The organism is Roseibium sp. QJM3NY_11 (assembly GCF_056173175.1).
In genome coordinates this window covers 438,333-459,941 of sequence record NZ_CM149660.1, presented here as the reverse complement: position 1 = coordinate 459,941, position 21,609 = coordinate 438,333, and the positions used below count along the sequence as shown (strand labels likewise).

At 62.6% G+C, this 21,609-nt stretch carries 21 protein-coding genes; 13 read left to right on the top strand and 8 right to left on the bottom strand.

Features of this window, described 5'->3' with window-relative positions; all coding sequences use genetic code 11:
• Nucleotides 1–108 precede the first annotated feature (108 nt).
• Entirely contained in the window at nucleotides 109–570 is a 462-nt protein-coding gene (locus AC0VX3_RS02100) for an N-acetyltransferase family protein (RefSeq protein ID WP_475523330.1), read from the top strand.
• Between the two features lie 33 nt (nucleotides 571–603).
• Here AC0VX3_RS02100 and AC0VX3_RS02095 read toward each other — a convergent pair whose 3' ends face one another.
• Nucleotides 604–1,671 carry a DUF2125 domain-containing protein gene (locus AC0VX3_RS02095; RefSeq protein WP_475523329.1) on the bottom strand — a complete coding sequence of 356 codons (1,068 nt, stop codon included), beginning with the start codon at nucleotides 1,669–1,671 and terminating at the stop codon, nucleotides 604–606.
• 211 nt (nucleotides 1,672–1,882) lie between these two features.
• On the opposite strand from AC0VX3_RS02095, the gene AC0VX3_RS02090 reads away from it, so the two are divergent.
• From AC0VX3_RS02090 to AC0VX3_RS02050, 9 genes are all read left to right on the top strand, one after another.
• The gene (locus AC0VX3_RS02090) at nucleotides 1,883–2,401 is read left to right on the top strand and encodes a gamma-glutamylcyclotransferase (RefSeq protein WP_475523328.1); all 519 of its coding nucleotides are present in this window, start codon (nucleotides 1,883–1,885) and stop codon (nucleotides 2,399–2,401) included.
• Between the two features lie 145 nt (nucleotides 2,402–2,546).
• Nucleotides 2,547–3,365 carry a 2OG-Fe(II) oxygenase family protein gene (locus AC0VX3_RS02085; protein ID WP_475523327.1) on the top strand — a complete coding sequence of 273 codons (819 nt, stop codon included), beginning with the start codon at nucleotides 2,547–2,549 and terminating at the stop codon, nucleotides 3,363–3,365.
• 57 nt (nucleotides 3,366–3,422) lie between these two features.
• The gene (locus AC0VX3_RS02080) at nucleotides 3,423–4,484 is read left to right on the top strand and encodes a hypothetical protein (RefSeq protein WP_475523326.1); all 1,062 of its coding nucleotides are present in this window, start codon (nucleotides 3,423–3,425) and stop codon (nucleotides 4,482–4,484) included.
• Entirely contained in the window at nucleotides 4,481–5,437 is a 957-nt protein-coding gene (locus AC0VX3_RS02075; protein WP_475523325.1) for a phosphotransferase family protein, read from the top strand. The genes AC0VX3_RS02080 and AC0VX3_RS02075 overlap by 4 nt, the downstream gene beginning before the upstream one ends.
• Complete coding sequence (locus AC0VX3_RS02070; RefSeq protein ID WP_475523324.1) at nucleotides 5,427–6,314, top strand: TIGR01459 family HAD-type hydrolase; 888 nt, start codon at nucleotides 5,427–5,429, stop codon at nucleotides 6,312–6,314. Before AC0VX3_RS02075 ends, AC0VX3_RS02070 begins: the two co-directional genes overlap by 11 nt.
• The gene (locus AC0VX3_RS02065) at nucleotides 6,311–7,519 is read left to right on the top strand and encodes a hypothetical protein (RefSeq protein WP_475523323.1); all 1,209 of its coding nucleotides are present in this window, start codon (nucleotides 6,311–6,313) and stop codon (nucleotides 7,517–7,519) included. The genes AC0VX3_RS02070 and AC0VX3_RS02065 overlap by 4 nt, the downstream gene beginning before the upstream one ends.
• A 1-nt stretch (nucleotide 7,520) precedes the next feature.
• Nucleotides 7,521–8,276 (top strand): type 1 glutamine amidotransferase, encoded by a 756-nt coding sequence (locus AC0VX3_RS02060; RefSeq protein WP_475523322.1) that lies wholly within the window; start codon nucleotides 7,521–7,523, stop codon nucleotides 8,274–8,276.
• Nucleotides 8,257–9,453: a type III PLP-dependent enzyme domain-containing protein gene (locus AC0VX3_RS02055; protein ID WP_475523321.1), complete on the top strand. Its 1,197-nt coding sequence runs from the start codon at nucleotides 8,257–8,259 to the stop codon at nucleotides 9,451–9,453. Before AC0VX3_RS02060 ends, AC0VX3_RS02055 begins: the two co-directional genes overlap by 20 nt.
• Nucleotides 9,443–10,999 carry a GMC oxidoreductase gene (locus tag AC0VX3_RS02050; RefSeq protein ID WP_475523320.1) on the top strand — a complete coding sequence of 519 codons (1,557 nt, stop codon included), beginning with the start codon at nucleotides 9,443–9,445 and terminating at the stop codon, nucleotides 10,997–10,999. Before AC0VX3_RS02055 ends, AC0VX3_RS02050 begins: the two co-directional genes overlap by 11 nt.
• A 55-nt stretch (nucleotides 11,000–11,054) precedes the next feature.
• Here AC0VX3_RS02050 and AC0VX3_RS02045 read toward each other — a convergent pair whose 3' ends face one another.
• The 4 genes from AC0VX3_RS02045 to ftsE all read right to left on the bottom strand — a co-directional run bounded on the left by AC0VX3_RS02045 (nucleotide 11,055) and on the right by ftsE (nucleotide 14,548).
• Nucleotides 11,055–11,837, bottom strand: a complete 783-nt coding sequence (locus AC0VX3_RS02045) for a lysophospholipid acyltransferase family protein (RefSeq protein ID WP_475523319.1) — start codon at nucleotides 11,835–11,837, stop codon at nucleotides 11,055–11,057.
• Nucleotides 11,838–11,893: 56 nt separating this feature from the next.
• Nucleotides 11,894–12,583, bottom strand: coding sequence for a YdcF family protein (locus AC0VX3_RS02040; protein ID WP_475523318.1), 690 nt, complete (start codon nucleotides 12,581–12,583; stop codon nucleotides 11,894–11,896).
• A gap of 53 nt (nucleotides 12,584–12,636) precedes the next feature.
• On the bottom strand, nucleotides 12,637–13,704 hold the full coding sequence (locus AC0VX3_RS02035) for a cell division protein FtsX (RefSeq protein ID WP_475523317.1): 1,068 nt from the start codon (nucleotides 13,702–13,704) through the stop codon (nucleotides 12,637–12,639).
• 184 nt (nucleotides 13,705–13,888) lie between these two features.
• On the bottom strand, nucleotides 13,889–14,548 hold the full coding sequence (gene ftsE / locus AC0VX3_RS02030; RefSeq protein ID WP_342893418.1) for a cell division ATP-binding protein FtsE: 660 nt from the start codon (nucleotides 14,546–14,548) through the stop codon (nucleotides 13,889–13,891).
• Nucleotides 14,549–14,903: 355 nt separating this feature from the next.
• Between ftsE and AC0VX3_RS02025 the strand changes: the two genes are divergently transcribed.
• The 3 genes from AC0VX3_RS02025 to AC0VX3_RS02015 are packed head-to-tail and all read left to right on the top strand — an operon-like array spanning nucleotide 14,904 to nucleotide 16,899.
• Nucleotides 14,904–15,932, top strand: a complete 1,029-nt coding sequence (locus tag AC0VX3_RS02025) for a zinc-ribbon domain-containing protein (RefSeq protein WP_475523316.1) — start codon at nucleotides 14,904–14,906, stop codon at nucleotides 15,930–15,932.
• A 2-nt stretch (nucleotides 15,933–15,934) separates the two neighbouring features.
• Entirely contained in the window at nucleotides 15,935–16,498 is a 564-nt protein-coding gene (gene hpt, locus AC0VX3_RS02020; RefSeq protein WP_342893416.1) for a hypoxanthine phosphoribosyltransferase, read from the top strand.
• Between the two features lie 2 nt (nucleotides 16,499–16,500).
• Nucleotides 16,501–16,899: a response regulator gene (locus AC0VX3_RS02015; RefSeq protein ID WP_348144381.1), complete on the top strand. Its 399-nt coding sequence runs from the start codon at nucleotides 16,501–16,503 to the stop codon at nucleotides 16,897–16,899.
• Between the two features lie 151 nt (nucleotides 16,900–17,050).
• Here the strand turns inward: AC0VX3_RS02015 and AC0VX3_RS02010 are convergent, their stop codons facing one another.
• The 3 genes from AC0VX3_RS02010 to AC0VX3_RS02000 form a co-directional block, all read right to left on the bottom strand.
• Entirely contained in the window at nucleotides 17,051–19,630 is a 2,580-nt protein-coding gene (locus tag AC0VX3_RS02010) for a TIGR02302 family protein (RefSeq protein WP_475523315.1), read from the bottom strand.
• A gap of 314 nt (nucleotides 19,631–19,944) precedes the next feature.
• Nucleotides 19,945–21,219: a diaminopimelate decarboxylase gene (gene lysA, locus AC0VX3_RS02005; protein WP_475523314.1), complete on the bottom strand. Its 1,275-nt coding sequence runs from the start codon at nucleotides 21,217–21,219 to the stop codon at nucleotides 19,945–19,947.
• A 172-nt stretch (nucleotides 21,220–21,391) separates the two neighbouring features.
• On the bottom strand, nucleotides 21,392–21,604 hold the full coding sequence (locus AC0VX3_RS02000; RefSeq protein WP_342893412.1) for a lipoprotein: 213 nt from the start codon (nucleotides 21,602–21,604) through the stop codon (nucleotides 21,392–21,394).
• Nucleotides 21,605–21,609: the final 5 nt, after the last annotated feature.

The window sequence follows — 21,609 nt, the reverse complement described above, 5'->3', positions numbered from 1 at the left end:
CCCCGGCAAACCCGCCGCAAAGCATATTTGATCGAGGTCCTTGATCCCGGATCGGTTTTCGGGACATTGTGTGCCTCACCTAAGTCGATTTTCTTTTCCGGGGACTACATGACGACACCGCAGATCAGGGCTCTCGGGCCGGACGATGCCCATCAGCTTGCGCCACTCATTGCCGAAAACGCTCAGGCGCTGAAACGCGGCGCGCCCCGGCGCCCCGACGAATACTACGCAGAACGGATTCTGGGCGACAAGAGCGCCGAAGTGATCGGTACGCTGGACAGCGGCGAACTGGTCGGTTTCGCGGTGTTCTTCGACCTGCCGGAACTCATCACCGGCCTCCGGATCGGCCAGCTCGACGATATCTACGTGCATCCCGATCACCGCAACAAGGGCATCGGCCGCCGGATGATCGAAACCCTGGTTTCAGAGGGGCAGACGCGCGGCTGGCTGCACCTGCGCTGGCTCGTTCCGGGCAAGAATGCCCCGGCCGTCGCTCTATACGAAAAGATCGCCGAACCCGACCACCGCAAGAGCTACGTCATCCCGATCGACCGGATCGCCGGCGACTGAGCGAAACAGGCACTTCTGCTGGCGTTCTCTATCCTAGGTGCCCGCCTGAAACAGCGGCGGGATCCGGCCGACGGGCAGTAGGCCAAGCTGGATCAGCCCGTTGGTGATTGTGACCGGAATCGTGATGGACCGGACACCGTCAATCTCCGTTGCCGCCGGTTCCAGACTGTTCACCACGCCCTCAAGCAGCGGGTAAGTCCGGTCTTGCGCGGGAAACAACGGCTTCAGGGCCCGCACCAGCGCGCCCGCATTGCCGAGTGTCAGGTCGAGTGCGCCGGATATCGTGCCGTCGCCCGCAAGAACCAGATCGCCGCGCGCGGTTGCCCGGCCCGTGCCGAGCACGGCTTCCCCCAGAACCAGGTCTATCGGCAGGCCGTCGCCACTGGCCCGCACCAGCGAGATGAGGTCCGCCCCCCCGAGGAGACCCATGCCGCCGTCGATTCGGGCATGACCGCGCAGCATGATCGCCTGACTCAACTCCGGCAGGGCAGCCAGACTGAGACTGTCGACGGTCACGAATCCTTCCAGTATGCCTGCCGTTCCCGGCGCTTCGCGCACATGCACTTCCGCTTTGTCCGCCGAAACCAGCCCGTCCGGCACGTCGCCCGCAAGGGTGATCTCAGGCTTGTCGATCACCGCATCGAGGGCTCCGAGAGAATTCTGTCCAAATTTCATGCTGGCGCGGGCAGTGTCCCATGTGATCTCTCCGGCCAGGCCTGAGAGCGGCACCGCCAGGGACGCCGGGGAGTGTGCCTCGAAAATCGCATGCCGGGGATTGTAGATCAGCGCCACGGCGTCCAGCCCGCCGAGCGACCCGGTCGCTCCGGACCGGTCCTCCGTGCGCATCTCCCGGCAGGCGACCTCGTAGCGGAACGGATAGCCGGCGATGGACAGATCGGCACAGGCAAGCTCCAGGCCCTGACCGGCCATGCGGTCAAGCTGCAGGTCCAGTTGTCCGGCCAGCACGGACCGGCCGTAGGCCCAGGCCGCCGACCATCCCGCGACCACCACGACAACCGCGACGAGCAGCAGAATATAGCCGCGCCTGGAACGCTTCGGCGATTTCGGGAGCGTCGGCGCCTTGATTTCGGTATCCGTCACGAGATTGAACTTCCTCTCCGGGGGCCACAGGGACCCTGTCTACCGTGTCCGGCGCGAAACCGCAGCACCGAAGCGGCATTGAATTGGCGGGCGCGGCTTGGTATCTCCGCACTTGCCAAAGCACTTTCAAGAAACACGGAACCATTTGATCCAAGCGGGGCACCTGTTCCCGTGTTTCTTAAAAAGGCTCTGCAACAGAATACAGGTCGATATGAGCGATTTTTGGGTCTTTGGCTACGGCTCCCTGATGTGGAACCCGGGATTTGCCTTCCTGCGGTCCGAACGAGCGCTGCTCACCGGCGCCCACCGGTCTCTCTGCGTCTATTCCTGGGTACACCGCGGCACCCGGGAACGGCCCGGACTTGTCTTCGGTCTGGACAATGGCGGCGCCTGCCGCGGCATCGCCTATCAGGTCGCCGAGGAGACATGGCCGCAGACGCTGGATTACCTGCGCGCCCGGGAACAGACCACGATGGTCTACCGCGAACACCATCATCACATCGAACTGGATGACGGCGGCAAGATCGAGGCGCTGGTCTATATGGTCGACCACGGCCATGCGCAATATGCCGGGGCGCTGCCCCTGGAAAAACAGCTCGAAATCGTTCAGGGCGCGGTCGGCCAGTCGGGCGAAAACCCGGAATATGTCATCAACACCGCAGCCCATCTCGAAGACATGGACATCCGCGACACCGGTCTGTCCTGGCTCTCGGACCGGCTGAAAACCTAGGATTTCGGACACTCCGGACTGATCCCGGGCAGAGGCGGCCGGCCCATCCGACCGTCACACCCGGCGACACCCTCAAAAGATGCGTCATAAAACTGTTACGTACTATAGGTAGCAAATCCCTCCAAAATTTGTGAGGAGGCTAACTATGCAACGAATCGCCCGGGAGCTCATCAGCAAGGGTCACGCCAAGATCAGACTGAACGCCGAAGACGTTGATACCCTCCTTTCGGCCTTCGGCTCGGCCGACCGGTTCTTCAACCAGGACAAGGCCGAGAAAGCCGCCTTCAGGTTCAAGAGCGATGTTGAAGGCTATCGCGAAATCGGCGCGGAATTCTCAATCTCCGAAGACAGGCCGGATCTGAACGAGGCCTATGGGGTCGTCTTGGGCAATATCCCTTCGACACAGGCCCGTGGCTGGGCAACCGGAAATGTGCTTTTCAAATCTCTGCTGGACGTTTCGAAAGTCTACCAGCCGACGATAAACGCACTGTTCGAGGCCCTTCGCCAGGAGATCAATCCGGACGGGGCGGTGCTGGAAGTTGGAGACGCCTCGTATCTGCAGGTCAATTATTACCGCCCCTCGGCGGAAACCCGCGATTTTCTGCAGGACCATCACGAGGACGGGCACCTTTTGACCGTGGTCAAGGCACTCGAGCCGGGCCTGGAAATCAGGCCGGACGACCGGTTTGAACCGGTTGTTCTGGAAAGGGACGAGATCCTGCTCATGCCGGGAAGCCTGCTTTCCATCATGACGGGAGGAGAGATTCCGGCCTTGTGGCACCGGGTGCGCAACACCAACGCGCAACAGAACCGTGCGTCCATGATGTTCTTCGTCAATCCTTGTCTCAAGGAAGCACCGGCCCCCTGGAAATCGGGCCCGTCGGGCCAGGATACGGATCTGGCGGCCGCCTGTGTCGAGCGTTCGGTCGCCTTCGGCCTGGAGCCGATCGATACGGCAGTTTGAACCCGTGGTGACCGGGTCCGATCCTGTCGGGCTCCCGAATATGGACGGTGCAAAATCATGAAAAGAAAAATATTGGTCCTGAGCGCAGGCGATCCTGCCGGCATCAATTTCTGCAAGTCTCTGGCCCTGCAACCGGACCGTTTCCAGATCCATGGAGCGGACACCGACATCTATCGCCTGCATCTGGCCTGTGCCGACAGCCGGCATCTGCTGCCCCCGCCCGGCGACGAAAATTATCTTGCGGCCCTGAACCGGCTGATCGAGGAAGTCGAGCCCGATCTGCTCTATGCCGCCGATACCAACGCCGAACTGATCTTCGTCTCTGAAAACCGGGATCGGATCAATGCGCGTGTTTTCATGCCTCCGCCCGCGGCGGTCACGTCCTACGAAAACAAGTTCGAGACCTATCTTGCCTGCCGTGAGGCCGGCATCACCGTTCCCGAGACCATCATGCTCCGTGAGCCTGCCGATGTGGACAGGGCGATCGCGGACTTCGGCGAAATCTGGATCAGGGCAACCCACGGCAGCGGCGGTTCTGGCTCTCTGCCAACGTCCGATCCCGTGCTGGCCTGCGCCTGGGTCGAACGGAATTCCGGCTGGAACCGGTTCAGCGCCTCGCAACGGCTCGGCCGGAAGATGGCCACCTGGATCGGACTGTGGGACGCGGGCAGGCTGGTCACATGCCAGGCGCGCAAGCGTCTGCACTGGGAATATGCCCATCTCAGCCCGTCGGGCGTAAGCGGCATCACTGCCGCGCAGGCCACCACGGACGACCCGAAGATCCACGAGGTCGCGCTCGCCACCATCGAGGCGGCCGCCCATGTGCCCAACGGGGTCGTCGCGGTCGACCTGACCTATGACAACGACGACGTGCCCAACCCAACGGAGATCCAGGCGTCCCGCTTCTACACGTCGATCTACTTTCTCGCCCGCGCAGGCCTCAATTTCCCGGCCCAGTTCGTCAAACTCGCCCTTGGCGATCCACTCGACACGGACCTCACCGGGACCCATCCGCTCGAAAACGACCTTGTCTGGCTGAAGACCGTCGATGCGGAGCCGATCCTGACGACGGCCGAAGAAGTGTCGGGCAACCTCACCAGGTGGAAAGTGGCGCAATGATCAGCGCCCGCCAGGTCCAGGGTGCGATGGAACCGCAGTACCGCTCGGCAAGCGTTTCGGCTATCCGGCCCCTCGCCAGTGGCATGTTGAACCATGTGTATCGGGCGCAATTGAGTGACCCGCCCTGCGACATCGTTGTCCGGGAGCGCCACTTTACCGATCCTGAATACGGACAGTATTTCGCCGCGGAACGGCTGGCCTATCCGCTGCTTTCCCGAGACCGGCCAAGGGTGCCCGCGTTTCTGGGCGCCGACGAAAGCGGCACGCTTTCAATAAACCCTCTTGCCGTATTCGGCTTCATTGACGGCACCCGTCTGGACGACCTGCTGGACGACCGTCCGTCTTCAAAGCTGCTGCGCGCGCTTGCCATCGCGATCGGCCATGTTCACGAGATCGCCGCGCCCGGCTACGGGACCTTGTCCGCGACAACCCATGGACCGGAGGAAACCGGAGCGTTCTGGCAATCCCTGTTCGAAGCCGAAGCAGCCACCCTTGCCGGGCTTTACCCGGCATCCGCGGAAAACCTGAGATCTCGTATTCCGGAATGGCTCGCCCGCCTCCGCGAAGCGCCACCCGACCTGGTCGCGCCGGCACTGGTTCACGGGGATTTCCATGCTCGCAACATCATCATCGACAGCACCGGCGAACCGAACCTGATCGATTGGGAGGCGGCCCGCTTCCGGTCGCCCGGCTATGACCTTGTGCAGATCCTGGACCTCAATCTGATCCGGCATAAAGGCGCGGGGACCGAATTTCTCTCGCACTATCTCGCGACCCGCAGGATTTCCGCCTCACCGGATGAGGCCATGAAGATCATCAACGTCTTCAAACGGTTCTGGCGCATCCGCATGGGGGGCTTCATGTGCCTCAACGATGTGCCCGGCTGCTCTTATTTCGGTTTCCAAGCCGACTACCGCAGATACCTCCAGGAGGGTGGATTTCTTGAATTCTGACTCTGTAACGGCACTGACATCCATTCTGGATGTGCTTCCGGACTACGATGTGTTTCTCATCGATCAATGGGGCGTTCTCCATGAAGGCCGCACGGTTTATCCGGGTGCGCACGAGGCCTTGCGCGAAATCAAGCAAGCTGGCAAGACCACGCTGATCCTGACCAATTCCAGCAAATCCAACCTGGTGAACGCCGACCGGCTCGAACGGCAATTCGGCATCGGGTCCGACTGCTACGACCACATTGTCAGTTCGGCGCATTATCTCATCGAAGCGCTCGTCCGCAATCCGGCCTCGGTCTGGCACGGCTTCGCGGGCTCTTCTCCCAGCGCCTTTGTCCTGGCCGACGGCAGGGACATCGCCATCGTTGAGGAAAGCGGTCTTGCCTGCGCCCCGGACATCGCCGAAGCGGACTATGTCCTGCTGCTCAGCGTCCCGCCCGGAGAAGGAAGCGCGGATCACGAACACTGGATACCGGACGCGATCAGGCGCGGATTGCCACTCATCTGCCCGAGTGCGGATCTGCACTCGGTCTCCGTCAAGGGCCTGGTCAACGGACTGGAGTCCATTGTCTCCGCCTATGCCCGGGGTGGTGGCAGCTTCGTGAATTTCGGCAAGCCGTCTTCCTCCATCTACCAGGTGGTGCGGTCCCTGACCGACTGTCCGGCACCGGCGAGGGTGCTGGCGATCGGCGACCAGACCGGATCGGACATAGCGGGAGCGAAGCTGGAAGGGTATCACAGCCTCCTGGTGCTGACCGGTGCCGGAACGGCGCGGCTGGGGACAGGCGACCTTGAGAAGGCGGCCGGCATCGTGGATGCGCCCGCCTTTCCCGAAGCCGAGCGGCCTCACTACATCATGACCTCCCTGAAACCATGAGCGCGGAGCACCCCCTCACGGGACGGGTCCGGCCGCGGACGCTCGCGACCGGCCTCGTGCTGCTGCTGTCCGTATTTGGAGCGGGAACCTTCGGACAAACCTTTGTCTGGGGTATCCTGGCACCGGACATTCTCGCCGCAACAAGGCTCGGCAATGCGGAATTCGCGGCGGCAATCAGCATTGGCGGCCTGGCCGCCTCCACGCTTTATCTGTTCGCGGGCCTGTATGCCGCCAGGATCCGGCCGGAACGCCTGCTGACGGCCTCCCTGATCCTGACCGGCATCGTTCTGCTGGGTTTCGTGCCCGCATCGGTGTCCTGGACGGGACTTGTGATCGCCTTCGTGCTGCTGAGACTGTCGTCCCGGCACATGCTGTATCACGCCGCCGAGATGACGATTTCGGCAAACCGCACCGATCTGGGCCGGTTTGGCGCAATGCTGATGTCGGCCGCCTATCCCCTGTCGCTGTTTGTGGTGCCACCCGTTGTCGTGCTTGTGCTGGCCGTTTCGGACCTGGCGAATTTCTTCACGATCGCGGCGGCTTGCGCGTTCGTGGTCGGGGGCGCGGCCTTCCTGATGGCGATGCGCTTCGGCACACCTGCCGTCAGCAAGGACAGATCCGCAGGATCCAACACTTTCCAGCTGCTGCTTGACCCCCGCTTTCTGCTGCTGACGGCCATCTATTGCGTGACATTCGGTCTCGATACGGCGGCCCTGCTGTTTCACAAGACCCTGTTCGAGGGCATCAACTCGGTCAACATCCTGACGCTTTATGCCCTCGCGCAAATAGCGGGCACCGGCCTTGCCACGTTTCTCGCCCCGCGCATTTCTGGCCCGATGTTCCTTTGGTGCCATCTTCTGGTTCTGTCTGCCGGCATTGCCAGCCTGGCCCTGCTGCCCGGCATCGGCCACATCGGCTTCTTTCTCGGTCTCGGCGGCAGCATCGCCATGTCGAACTATGCGGCCGTCTACTTGTGGTCCGGCGAGTTCAAACCTCTGGAATTCGCCAGGGCGGTTGTCCTGCGGGGCTTCACGGCGGCCTCTGCGGGCGCGGTCGTCGCCATCGGTATCGGCAGCCTGATCGACCATGGCGCCGGACCCGGCACCCTGATCCGGTTCAGTGCCGCGGCCGCCGTGTTTGCGTCCATGTGTATCGCCGCCTACCACATGATGAGCACACCCGCGCGAACGGGAGCCGAACTCTGACATGCGCGAGGCTCTGGTTCTCATCCACGATTTCGGCGACACGCTCGGCAATCTGACCGGCGGCCTGCTGGACCAGCGCTTTGTCTGCAGCTACTGGAACCCGGTGCTTCAGATCACGCCGCCCCGACCGGCGGAGACCTGGGATCTCCTGATCGTGCTTGGCGGAACCGCCCATCCCGGGTCTTCCGGCGCCCGTCACTGGCAGCAGCGCGAGATCGGCTTTCTGGAAAAGGCAGTCGCGCAGGGCGTTCCCGTCCTCGCAATCTGCCTTGGAGCGCAACTGATCGCCATGATGCTCGGCGCTTCGCCCAGGCCACTGACACAACCGGAAATCGGGCCGTTTCCGGTTCGTCCGGCCGGACCGGACGGTGCTCTTGAAGCATTGGAGGCCAGCCGCTTTCATGTTTTTCAATGGCACCAATACGGCTTCGAGTGCCCGCCCGGCGCAACCCCGCTGGCTTTCGGCCCGGGCGGAATGTGCGCGGCCTTCGGGTTCCGGAACCGGGTTCTGGCGACCCAGTTTCATATCGAGGCAACCCGCGAGATCTTTGAAGGCTGGATGCTGGAAAACCTGCCCCATATCGAAGGCCGGCTGCAAACGCTTCACGACGAGGCCCGCGATCTGGGCCCGGCAATCGAACGGGCCTGCCGCACAGTATTCGCGGACTGGCTGGCTCGGGTGGTGTGCGGGCTGGCCACATACAAATCATCCAAATCATCCTGCGGGGAGGCTGGACATGAAATTGCATCACCTTGAGGTCGCCCGATCCGGCAGCTTTTCCTCGATCGGCGCCTGTCTGGCGCGGGCCCGCCCGGACGAACCGGTGATGTTCTACGCCGCCGACGTGTTGCGCGCGAGGGTGTCCCTATTTCAGGAAACATTTGCGGAAGGCCTGTCCTACGCCATCAAGGCCAACAATCATCCCGATGTCCTCGGCCATGCTCTCGATTGCGGCGTCTGCAGTTTTGATGTCGCAAGTCCTGCTGAAATCAGGCAGGTCAGGAGGAAGGCACCGGGAGCCGTGCTGCACTACAACAACCCGGTTCGAAGCCCGGCCGAGATCGAGACCGCCTTGCGCGCCGGCGTGTCTTCCTTTTCGGTGGACCGCCCTTCGGAACTGGAAAAGCTGTTCGCGCTGGTGCCACCTGGAGCGGCAACGATTTCAGTCAGGTTCAAGCATGAAAACCCGTCTTCCGCCTACGGGTTCGGCGCGAAGTTCGGGGCCACAATTGCCGACGCAGGGCGGCTCCTTCAGTCAGCGTCCAGGCGCGGATATCGAACCGGCCTGAATTTTCACGTGGGCACACAATGCAATGACCCGAAAGCCTGGGCGGACCACCTTGGCATCGCCGCGGCAATCGCTCGAAACACCGGTACGGTTCCCGCCGAAATCAATGTCGGGGGCGGCTTTCCGAGCTGGAGAACAACCGAAGAGCCGCGACTGGGTGACATCCTGCGGATCATCGGCGCCGAATTCCGCGCGCATTTCGATCCGGGCACGGTCCGGCTGCTGTGCGAACCCGGCCGCGCCCTCATCGCCGATGCCGTGACGCTCGCAACCCGGATCAAGGCCCGCTCGCCGGCGGACACGCTCTATCTCAACGACGGCATCTATGGCCGGCTGAACGAGTTTCCTCTGGTCGGTCTTGCCGGGCGCACCGAGATCCTCACGCCGGCGGGAGAGCGCCGTCAGGGGACGGCCGGGCTCTTCAGGGTCTTCGGACCGACCTGCGATTCCGTCGACAAGCTGCCCGAACCGGTCGCGTTGCCGGAAGACTGCCGCGAAGGCGATTATCTGCTGTTCCATGGCATGGGCGCTTATTCGAACGCATCCGCAACGGATTTCAACGGCTACGGCGGCCATGACTGGGTCGCCGTGGACCGCCTGCTTCCACCCGCCGGGTCAGGCCCGAGCGAAATCGATGCAGTTTGATATCCTGATCGTCGGCGCGGGAATGTCCGCAGGGCCTGTGATCGAGCACTTCGCAACAGTGGCTCCGGAGACCCGGATTGCGATCCTCGACCGGGGGGTCCGGGGAAACTTGCGCGAAAAGCGCAGCATCAGGTTCGCCCGCGAGGGAAAACACCGCGAGGAGGACCAGTGGTGGACCTGCGGACTTCCCGGAGGCGCGGCAAATCTGTGGTACGGGCAACTGTCGCGGTTCCAGGGGCCGGACTTCCTTGAACTGCCGGAAGACCGGAACGGGCCGATCGAATTCTGGCCAATCGGTCAGCCGGAACTGACGCCCTATTACGATAGCATCGAGCGGCGGCTGCGGCCTTATTGTGCCGATCATCTGCTGAGAGGCCGCAACGCGCCGGCTGACGCGGGCCTTGTAACGCCGCGCAACAGGGTGTCCACGTTCGAAAAGATGACGTTCGACCTTCTGCGGACCCAGGGTTGGGACCCTTATTGCGGCGCCACCTGTCTCGGTGGACACGGCTGGTCTTCCGCCCCCGTGGACCCGGTGACCTTGCATGGCCGTGATCCGGCCTCTGCGAACAGTCACATGAAAAACTGGGTTTTCCGCACGGCAGCGACGGTACGTGCGATGGACAATGTCTCGTATTTCGAAGACCGGAGTGTTGAGAAAATCATTCCGGCGTCCGGTGGTTATCGCCTTGAATGCATCAACAGGTCCGGCTGCAGGTCGGACTTTTTTTCTAACCGGATTGTCCTGGCCAGCGGGGTCACCTCGACGGTTCCGCTGCTCGCCACAATCCCGGATATCGACAGGACACTGCTGGGCCGCAAGTTCACGCTGACAAACGAGCTCACCGCCTACATCGACACGGACATTCCCAGAGACAGCGTTCCCGACCAGCAGATCGGGCGCTTTGCCAATGTATCCTCAAGGCGGCTTTATGCACCCAGCGACTTTCACCCGCATTTGGGCGGCAAGATATCCCTCTACGATGCACGCAGCTTCGAAGGCGATGCGCGCCATGCGGAAAAACTCCGCCGGTTGCGCCGGCTGGACAGCTCGATTGGAACGCTCTCACCAGACAGGGTCACCTTGAAAGTGAGCTTCAAGGGAACGTCGGAGCCGAGCGAGAACAAGGTCATCGAGACGGACCCGGCAGGCAGGCCGGTCCTGCACTACAAACCGACCGGTCAGGACGAGGCGCTGATTGAATACGTCGAGCGGCAGGTGCGCGGGCTGGCGGAAAATCTTCCGGGGGCAAGGTTGCTGGGACTGTCCGACAATGTCCGCGGCGCGGACGTCAGCTCCGCGCATCTCCATGGTGGCGCGGTCCTTGGAACCGATCCCCGAACCAGTCTCCTGACGCGGGACTGCGAAGTCCGGGCCGCTCCGGGGGTGTTCGTCGTCGACGCGAGCTTCATGCCCGGATCGGGAGGAACAAATTCCTCCCACACCATTCTGGCCAATTCCCTCCGTGTGGCGACTGTCGTTGCCAGCCGGATGGCAAATGAAAAGACATCTGCCGACGCGCAAGGCGGCACACCGCGCCGGTGAACTATATCCACCTGATGGCGTCGGCATGAGTTTCCGCGTGAACAGACAGGGATCCTTATTGCGCGGAACTGCCCGAGGCGCGCCGCGCATCCACCTGCTTGAGCACAGGCGACGGGTTTGGCGCCTGACGGGCCTCCTCGATCAGCCGGTCACTGGTGGTTTCGATCGCCGTGACCATGCGCGCGTGAAAGATGTCCGTGGCCAGTCCCGGCGGAATCGGCGGCAGAATCTCGACAATCACGGTTCCCGGATAAACGTTCCAGGAAGCCCGCGGCCAGTAAAGGCCGGAATTGTGGGCGATGGGGGCCACGGGACAATTCAGGTCCCGGTAAAGATGGGCTACGCCGAATTTATACTTCGGCTCGGCCCCGGCGGGCCTGCGCGTGCCTTCCGGAAAGATCAGGATCTGGCGCTTTTCGGAGATGGCTTGCTTGGCCGACGCAACCATCGCGGCCAGCGCTTTCGTCCGCTTGCCCCGGTTGACCGGGATCTGCCTGAATTTGGCCGTGTACCATCCGAAGATCGGAATCCAGCGCAATTCGCGCTTCAGGATGAAGGTCGGGCTCGAAAAAAGCGGGATCAGCGCCACCGTCTCCCAGGCGGACTGGTGCTTCATCGCGGCCATGAAACCGCCATCGGGCAGGTTTTCCCGACCGCGAACCTCCATCCGGATACCGGCAACGACCCGCATCAGCAACAGCAGCACCTTCGCCCAGGCAGGCATCACCCACCAGCTCCAGCTCCGCGGCAGCAGCAGCATCGGGGAAAACAGGATCATCACGACCAGATTGAGCAAATAGAACAGGACCTGAAACAGGGTAGATCGCAATAAGGTCATGGCACCGTGAACGCTGATCAGGAAAATTGCCACCGCGCGGTCGTGGTCTGAACGCGTCAGCGCACACCCTTCACGGTAATTCGAAGTCGGGCGAGGATATACTTCACATATTCACGCATGAGAAGCCGGATTGTGGCCGGCTCCATGTACCAGGTGTCCAGTTTGAGTTCCTTGGAGAAAACCGGGTAGGCAATAAGGTCGACGGACGGCAGCGCTCCGGACAGTTCCGCGCGCGCCCTGGGCAGGTGATAGGCGCTGGTGACCAGCAGCAGCGAGGAGAAGCCGTTCTTTCTGGCCCAGCTCGCCGTTTCAGTGGCATTCTCGGCCGTGTTCAGGGCAACCCGGTCCAGATCGACGCTGTTTTTTTTGAGCGGCATCGACGATGCGGTGACCTTGGCCAGTTGCTCGCGTGTCGTGCCCGGATGAACACCGGAAATCAGCAGCCTGTTCGCGCGGCCTTCTTCCAGAAGCCGGACCGCCTCGCTGACACGCGCGTGACCACCGGTCAGCACGACGATGGCGTCCGCGTTCGAGGCTGTTGGCACCGTTGCGGTCGCAATCTTGTGCGCAAACAGGGCGAACTGGCCGAACGTGCCCGCAATCAGGGCCGTGACGACGGCGACAAGGACGACTCGCAGGCCGAATCGCTTCCTGCGAACCGGCACGGGGCGGCCCGCGACCCGTTCCGTGGTGTCCGAAGCGTCGTCCTTCAAAGCCTGATCTATGACAGTGTCCGCGTGCGTCATGGTGAAACTATGATAAGTGATTCGGCCATTTTCGCGGCAATCTGTCAGAAAAATCAATCCACTTTCGCCAGATGGGCCTTGACCGCCAGGCCGGAAGTGAGAGCCGTGAGGATGGCAACCAGGAAGACGACGCCGAAAACACCGAGATATCCCGGCAGACTGACCGACACGCTGCCGAACAGGGCGGACAGCTGATCGGACCCGGCCTGACCCGACCCCTGGCGGGTCAGCATGTCGAGAACCACGAAAGACAGGATCGCCGCCACGCCGCCCGAGACCCCTCCCTTCAGGCCGAGCACCAGAAAATGCCTCTGGAATTCCCGTGCGATGAAACTGTCTTCAGCGCCGACGAAATGCAGCACCGAGACAACGTCCTTGTTGCCGGCCATCGCCGATTGCGTGGCAAACACGACGCTCAGGACCATGGACGCCATCACCAGAATCATGATGGCGAAACCTCCGACCACCACCGCCCCCGCCATGGCCGACAGCCGCGATGTCCAGACGGAATGGTCGTCGACACTGGCGCCGGTCACGGTGTCCGACACCACCGCGCTGAGCTGATCGAGGTTCAAAAGCGCCGGGTCGCCGACGGTGATCTGGATAAGCCGGGGCACCGGCAGGCCTTCCAGCTGCAACCCTTCGCCCAGCCAGGGCTCCAGCAGGGCCTTGGTCTCCGCATCCGACAGCGCCCGGACCGAGTCGATCCCCGGGAATTCCTGGGCCAGCGCAACCGCCTTGTCGATCTCGCGCAGCATGTTCACGCCCTCGGTCGGGCGGATCTGGATCGTGATCTCGCGGACCAGATCGTTCTGCCAGGCATCGGCAGCATCCCAGACCACCGACACCGCCCCGACAGTCAGACAGGCCAGAAAGCTCATGATGGCGACGACCAGGGTCAGTGCCCGGCCGGCCACCGACTGCGGCGGCACGATCGCCGCGACCGGCCGCAGCTTGGCGTCGTCGCCCTGGTCTTCGCTGTTCGGCTTCGGCGCCGCCTTTTTGGCGGGGCGCCCCGGGCCCTTGGCCTGCCTCGGGCCCTTGGACCGTCCAGACCGCCGCGGCGGACTGACCTTGGCGGTCGAACCCTTGTTCTTTTCGGTGTCGTCGGACTGGGCCATTGTGCCGCCTAGTTGCGCTGAAGAGGGTGGGGTCGCCCGTCACGGCTTTTCGCACAGGCCTGACGATCGCCGAACGGAGCGGTGCGCAGGAGGCCCGGACGGGACGCCCCCGTCGGCCGGTTGCCGCGGTAAACTGGCACGCTGTTCGTCCGTACCCCGGTCAAATCCGGTCTCCCCCTGGATCCTACTCGAATATTGAAATGCGCCCGTCGGCAAGAACCATGCGACGTGCGTCCACCTGTTCCAGCAGCGCGATGTCATGGGTCGCGATGACGACGGAGGTGCCGAGTTTGTTCAATTCGATGAACAAGCGCAACAGCCGCCGGGCGAGGGGCGGATCGACATTGCCCGTCGGCTCGTCCGCCAGCAGCACTTCCGGACGGGTGATCAGCGCCCGCGCGATCGCCGCGCGTTGTTTCTCGCCACCTGAAAGCACGGGTGGCAGCACATGCATGCGTTCACCGAGCCCGACCCATTTCAGAAGATCGATCACGTCGGACCTGTATTCCGCTTCCTCCTTGCCGACCACCCGCAGCGGCAGGGCGACGTTTTCATAGGTGGTCAGGTGATCCAGCAGTCTGAAATCCTGAAACACCACGCCGATCTTGCGTCTGAGCCTCGGCAGCTCCTGCTTGTCGATCACGCTCAGATCGCGATTGAACACCTTGATGAGACCGCGCGTCGGCCGGAGCGACATGAACAGGAGCCTGATCAGGCTTGTCTTGCCCGCGCCCGATGGTCCGGTCAGGAACTGGAACGATTGCGGCTCGATGGCGAAGGACAGGTCCCGAAGGATTTCAGGGCCCATACCGTATCTCAATCCGACATTTTCAAAGCGGATCACGAACATACTCCTGTAGCGGCGCCTGGGTACAACGGCCCGCAATTGGCCAAGAATTGGCAATAGCCCCGCGTTTCAGCGACAGGCCGCGATCCGGGGGCCAGCCGTCTTGCCCGCCTGTCCGTGTACCTTGTCATCCCTGGTTGCGCCATTACAAACAACTTACTGAGGAAGGCCCTGTTCGGCTATCGCTCTATAGCCAGCCTGTTAACGTTGCATTAATCATATAAAGGTCCATTAGAGACCTGAAAGCCCGACATCGTATTTGGTGGCCTTTGTCCAATATTTCATGCCGGATTTCGCCCCGTCGGTTCCAGAACGAGCCGTTTGAGCATGCCATGACGAAAGGTCTTCGCGCATGAAGATCAAATGTCCGGACTGCAGTACGTCCTATGAAATCAAGGCAGAGGCACTTGGCCCGGAAGGCCGCAGTGTCAAATGCGCCAAATGCGGCAACCGCTGGTTCGTCTCGCCGAATGACGAAGAAGAGGCTGACGTCGCCTTCGGTTCTGTGGACGAGAGCGCCGGAAATGCCGGCAGCGCCGCCGCTGCCACCCCCGCCGCCGGACCCACCGAGGCGGAAGCGGAGGACGAGGACGAGGCCGGCTGGGCTGCGGATGCCGAAGACGACAGCACCGAAACCGCCCCAGTTGACGGCGAAGACGACGACGCGGGCGATGAAGACGGATTGACGCCCGACACGGCCGCTGCCGCGACCCCGGACCCGGCTCCAGCCCCAGCCCCAGCCCCAGCCCCAGCGCCAGCGCCGGCCAGCACCGACGAGTCGAAGTTTGCCGAGGATCTCCGGGACGAAGAGGAAGAGGACGGCAATTCGACCGATATCGAGTCCCTTGCGAAACGTCCGAAGATCATCGTCAATCCGAACAAGTTTCGCAGAAACCATATCGGTGCCCTGCTGCGCTGGCTGTTCCGGCGCAATTTCCGGCGGCTTGGAGGCGTGATGCTCTTCGGCGGCGTTCTGGCCGTCTGTGCCGTGCTCGTCCTGATGCGCGACAATATCGTGAAACAGTCTCCGGACCTGGCCAGCCTGTTTCAGCTGATCGGCCTGGAGGTCAACCTTCGCGGGCTCGAATTCCGCAATTTGCGGGTCTTCAATGAAGTTGAGGACGGCAAGCGGGTTCTCGTTGTCGAAGGATCGATCCGCAATCTGCTCGAAGAAAGCAACACCGTCCCCGCGGTCCGCCTGTCCATCCGCAGCGCCGATCAGCAGGAAGTTTACGCCTGGACGGTGGAACCGAGAACAAAATCGCTGAATGCACTGGACGAGACCCGGTTCAGGACGATATTAGCCGACCCTCCCAGCAGCGCCACCGATATCCAGGTTCGGTTTGTCGAGCGCGGCAAACGCCAGATAGTTCTCGAGTGATCATGACCGCACATATTCGTACATTGTTCGATGAAGACGCTATTTCCCTGCGCGTCGGCGCGCTTGCGGAGGAAATCGCGGAAGGAAAACCGCATGACCTTCTGGTGGTCGCGGTGCTGAAGGGAAGTTTCATCTTCGCCGCCGACCTGGTGCGCGCCATGCACCGCGCGGGCCTGCAGCCGGAAATGGAGTTCATGCACCTGTCTTCATACGGTGCAGGGACCGAAGGCTCCGACACCATCCGGATATTGCGCGATGTCGAAAGTGACGTTAACGACCGCGATATCATTTTGGTGGATGATATCCTTGAATCGGGCCGCACGCTGACCTTTGCGAGAGAGAGGCTGAAAAACCGGGGCGCCCGTTCGGTCAAGGTCGCAACCTTGCTGGACAAACCGGAGCGCCGCAAAGCTGCCATATCTGCCGACTATGTCGGGTTTGCCTGTCCTGATAAGTTTGTCGTCGGATATGGGATGGATATGGGCCACGCTTGGCGGCAGTTGCCCTATATTGGATACGTTGTTGCACCGGAGGAGGGTGCAACGGACGGCACAACAGGAGAGTGAGCATGGCTCGCATTCTTCTTACCGAAGACGATGAAGCTGTCCGCAGTTTCGTTAAGCGCGCACTTGAACTGGACGGACATTCCGTTGATGCGTCGGAAGACGGCGGTGAAGCTGTGGAAAAGCTGGGCCGGGAAAAAGGCGCTTACGATCTGCTTCTCTCCGACATCAAGATGCCGGTCATGGACGGAATAGCCCTGGCCCTGCACGCCGCGCGCGACTATCCGAAGCTCCCGATCCTGCTGATGACCGGTTTCGCCGACCAGCGCGAACGTGCCAATGGCCTTGACGCCCTGGTGCATGACGTGATCACCAAACCGTTTTCCCTTGCCGACATCCGCAAGGCGGTGCGTGACGCCATCAATGGCGAACTGCCGCAGGCCACCACCCGTCGCTACGCCTGAAGACGGCGCCGATCCCGCGAAATTCTCCGGTTGGACAACGGCGCGGCAGTTCCCTTGCTCGCCCGATTCCAATCCGATAATGCCAACCCGGTTTCTGGCCCGGTTCTGACCCAAGACCGGTCAGACTCCGGACCAGGCCCGTGCCTCGCCGTCAATACCGCTTCAGCAACCTTTCCAGGTAATCCAGTTCCAGCTTCGGCCGGGACGGATCGGAGAAGCGACGGCGCAATTCCTCAAGGATCCGGCGCGCCCGTTGCACGTCGATTTCATCGGGAATGCGCACACGGTTGTTGAAATCGGGACCTTCCGCCCGGCGCGGCCGCCCCAGCGGGTCCTCGTCCTGCGGAGACAGACCGCCCGGTGACCCCGGACCTTCTCCCTGGCCCATCATCTGTTCGGTCATGCCTTGCGCGCCGCGCCGAAGGGCATCGAGAGCGTCGCCCTGCTGACCGAGCGCCTGCTGACCCTGGGCGCCATCCAGGGACTGCTCCGCCTGGCCCATGGACTCACCGGCTTCGCCAAGCGCTTCGTTCTGGCCCATGCCGTTCTGATTGAGCTGCTCCATGAGCTGCTGCAGCTGCTGAGCCAGATCGCCCTGTCCCTGCTGAAGCTGCTCAAGCATCTGCTGCAACTGTTCCTGGGTAAGCTGCTGGCCCTGTCCCTGTTGTTGCTGTCCCTGCTGTTGCTGCCCCTGGCGCTGCTGCTGCTGGTCCTGATTGAACTTGTGCGTCTCGTCCATCAGTTGCTGCTGCTGCTGGATCATTTCCCCGAGCTGGTTGAGCATTTCCATCATTTCGCTGCTCATGCTGTTGGGCATCATTTGCGGCCGCCCCGCCTGCAGGTTCTCCAGCATCTGCTGCATCTGCGCGAGCAGTTCGCGCGCGGCGTCCCGCGATCCCGTGCGGGCCAGCTCCTCGATCCGGTCGAGCATCTCGCTCAGGTCCTGCTGATCGAGGGTCTGCTGGTTGCCGTCAAACGGCTGCATCGCCTGCGGGTTCTGCCGCATCTGCTCGGCCAGCGCCTGCATGTACTCGTTCAAGGCCTCCCGAAGCTGCTGCGTCAGCTTGGCGATCTCTTCCTCGCTGACGCCTTCCTCCAGCGCCTTGCGCAGCGCCTCCTGAGCCTCGCGCAACTTGCGCTCGGCGGCCGACAGGTCGCCATCCTCGATCGACAGGGCAAGATCCCACAACAGCGGCAGCAGCTCCCTGAGCTCCTCGTCCGTTGTCGCGGCAACAAGCTGTCCATAGGCAAACCGCATGCCCAGGTAATTGCGTGCCTTGAAGTCGAAGGCCTGCGGCGCCAGCATGAGGGCATCGAAAGCGGTGATGATTTCCACCTGGTTCTGGGCATCGAGGGCCAGGTTCCGGCGCTGCTCGACGACCGCCCGCGCCAGCGGCTTGCCGAACCGGCGCTGCGGCAGGGCGATCCGGTAGGCGGGCGACACGCCTTCCTGACCGGCCTGATCGCGCGCGCTCAAAATGAGGTCGACCTCCGATCCCGCCCAGGGATGAGACGTCAGGTCGCGGATCGTTTCAGCCGTTTTGGCCGTTCCCGCCCGGGGCGGGAGCGACAACGGAAACTGCGGTGCGTCCACCAGTGGCCTGGGAACCCGGTCGCCGTCATCGGGATCGGGCAACGGAGCGACGCGGGCTTCGGCCGCGACCACGCCGTAATCGTCCTTGACCAGGTAGGAGAATTTCAGGGCACCGCTAAGCTGTGGCTCCGGATCGTCGGTCAGACGGATCTCCGGTGAATCGTCCGGTCGGACCGCGAAGACGTAACTGTGCAGCCGCTCACCGCCCATCAGAAGCTCGACCACTCCGGCGGTCTCCAGCTCGAGGCGCCGCTCGACCGGCAGCAGGTGCGCCAGCTCCTCGTCGGGGTTTTCGGTCAGAACATCCGGTTCGATCACCTGCGGCTCGTCATCGTCCACCGTGGCGAAGGTCATGGCAAGTTCGCGGGCACCCTGGCTTCTGACGACCAGAACAGACCCCTCCGGAACGGAGACCGGCGCACCGGGCTCGCGCAACCGGGCGCTTTCCCCGCTCAGATAGATCGGCGGTTCGTTGGTATAAAGCGGCGGCGTCACCCAGGCGTCCAGCCGGCTGGGGGGGTCCACAGTCTTGAACGGGTTCTGGAAGGCGGAGGCCAGACGTCCGGCATGATCGCCGCTGGCGGTCGAAAATCCGATGACAAGCAGACAGGCGGCGAGAACACGCAGCGCCCAGGGGTCCTTCCGGTAGGCCTGTGGGTCGGGTGCTCCGGAGCGGACCGCCGCAATGGCCGCCGCTGTCCGGCGCTGATGCAGCGCCCAGATGGCCTGGCTTTCCGAATTGTCGGTTCCGATCGACAGCTCGTCCTCGAGCGCGGTCAGCGGACGGTGCGAAAGGTCCGAGGCCTGCTCGACCCGGCCAAGAGCCTCTTCGCGCGTGGGCCAGGACAGGTGCCGCAGATCCTTCCCGGCATAGAACGCGGCGCCGGCAAAGGCGACAACGCCCAGCGGGCCGGCCCAGACCGGCAGAACCAGCCACAGGCCGAGCCAGGACAGGCCGACAAAAGCGCCAATGACAACGAGAACGGGGAGCGCGGCACGCCAGAGGCGTTCCACAAACAAGGCCCAGCGGCTGTGCCGGACGATACGGTCGAGGCGGGATCTGACAAAGGCCCGCCATCCGGCAGCCTCGGGCAGCGTCGGCCGGGCGGGATCTCGATTGCTGTCAGTCGGGCTCAATGGCGCCTCCGGTTCCTGTCACCCGGATCTGAAGTTTGTCCCGATTCCCGGCATGCCTTGAACGGACTTCAGGCCCGAAGGGTGACTGGCAAGTTGGTATTGTCGGCGTGGATCACGATCCCGGAATGCATTCCGGCGGCCGCAGCCGAACGAACTCCATATCAAGATCTCCACACCAGCCCCGCAAACCGGCAGTCAATCCGGATATGTCGACCCGGATAAATCAGCCTGCGGAACCTGCCCACCCCCAATAAAGTGAGGCAAAGGAAGCCGTCCGGCAACCTGTCGGAACAACTAATTGCCGGAAGATTGTGTCACGAACCGTTGAACCAGTCCGGAATACGGTCCAGGGCGATCAGGTCCTCGTAGCTCGGCCGTGGCCGAACCACCGCGAATTGATCAGCGTTTACCAGCACTTCCGGGACCAGAAGACGCGAATTATAGGTACTGGACTGAACCGCGCCGTATGCGCCCGCGGAATAGACCGCCAGCAACTCGCCCGCAACGACCCTGGGCATATCCCTGTTCTGGGCCAGATAATCGCCGGTTTCGCAGACCGGCCCGACAATGTCCGCTTTGATTCGCTCCGTGCCATCCACCGTTTCACGGACCGGACGGACCTCGTGATAGGCCTCATAGAGTGTTGGCCGGATCAGGTCGTTCATGCCACCATCGACGATCACGAAAGTCTTGTCCGCGCCTTCCTTCATGTAGATGACTTCAGTCACGAGGATCCCCGCGTTGCCGGCGATCATGCGGCCCGGCTCGAACATCACCTTGCAGTCGAGTTCGCGCACGTGCTTCTTGACGACTTGGGCATAGGCATACGGATGCGGTGGCGGATTGTTGTCCGTGACATAGGGAATGCCGAGCCCGCCGCCGAGATCGACGTGATCGATCCTGTGGCCCTGAGAACGCAGGTCCGAGATCAGGTCGCCCAGGCGGGCAAAGGCATTGTCGAAGGGTTCCAGCTCGGTGATCTGCGAGCCGATATGCATGTCGATTCCGGAAACCTCGATACCGGGCAGCGCGGCGGCTTCGGCATAGACTTCCCGGGCCCTCTGCCACGGAATGCCGAACTTGTTCTCCGCCTTTCCGGTGGCAATCTTGGCATGGGTCCTGGCATCCACATCCGGATTGATGCGCATGGACACCCGCGCGGTTCGGCCCATCGCGGAGGCGACCCGCGACAATTGCCGGAGTTCGGGCTCGGACTCCACGTTGAAGCACAGGATGTCCTCTTCCAGCGCAAGTGTCTGTTCGGCTTCGGTCTTGCCGACGCCGGAAAAGACGATCCTGTCGGCCGGAACGCCGGCGGCCCGCGCCCGGCGCAGCTCGCCCTCGGATACCACATCCATGCCCGCGCCCAGCTGAGCCAGTGTCTTCAGCACCGCCTGATTCGAATTCGCCTTCATGGCGTAGCAGACCAGGGACGGGATATCGTCGAACGCGGACGAAAACACCTGGTAGTGGCGGGACAGCGTGGCGGTCGAATAGCAGTAGAACGGCGTACCGACCTCCTGCGCGATCCGCGCGATTGCGACATCCTCGGCGTATAGTTCGCCGTTCTTGTAATCAAAATGGTGCAAGGAATGCCTCGTGCGGCTGGACCGCCAGATGCCACGCTGCGGGCACGGCATCAGGAAGGTCGATCGTGTTCAAACTGTCGGGCACCGTGTCCGTTTTCCGCCGAACGCGGGAGCTCCAGGGTCAATCATCACTTGCCTGACGGGCGACCCGGTCGCCCGCTGCGCCGGTCTCTTACCGGATCAGGAAATCGAGCGGAAAGGACCGGTCGTTTTCCGGCGGGACCGCGGGCGCAGGCGCTGCCACGGCCGGATCCAGGGCTTCGCCTGCCTCGGGCACCGGCGCCCCCGGGTCGTCCAGGCTGCCCTTTCGGCCGCACCCGGTCAGGATCAGGCCCAGGCAAAGGCCGAGCAAAGCCAGGAGTTTGAGCCGGGTTGTCATCGCCATTGTGC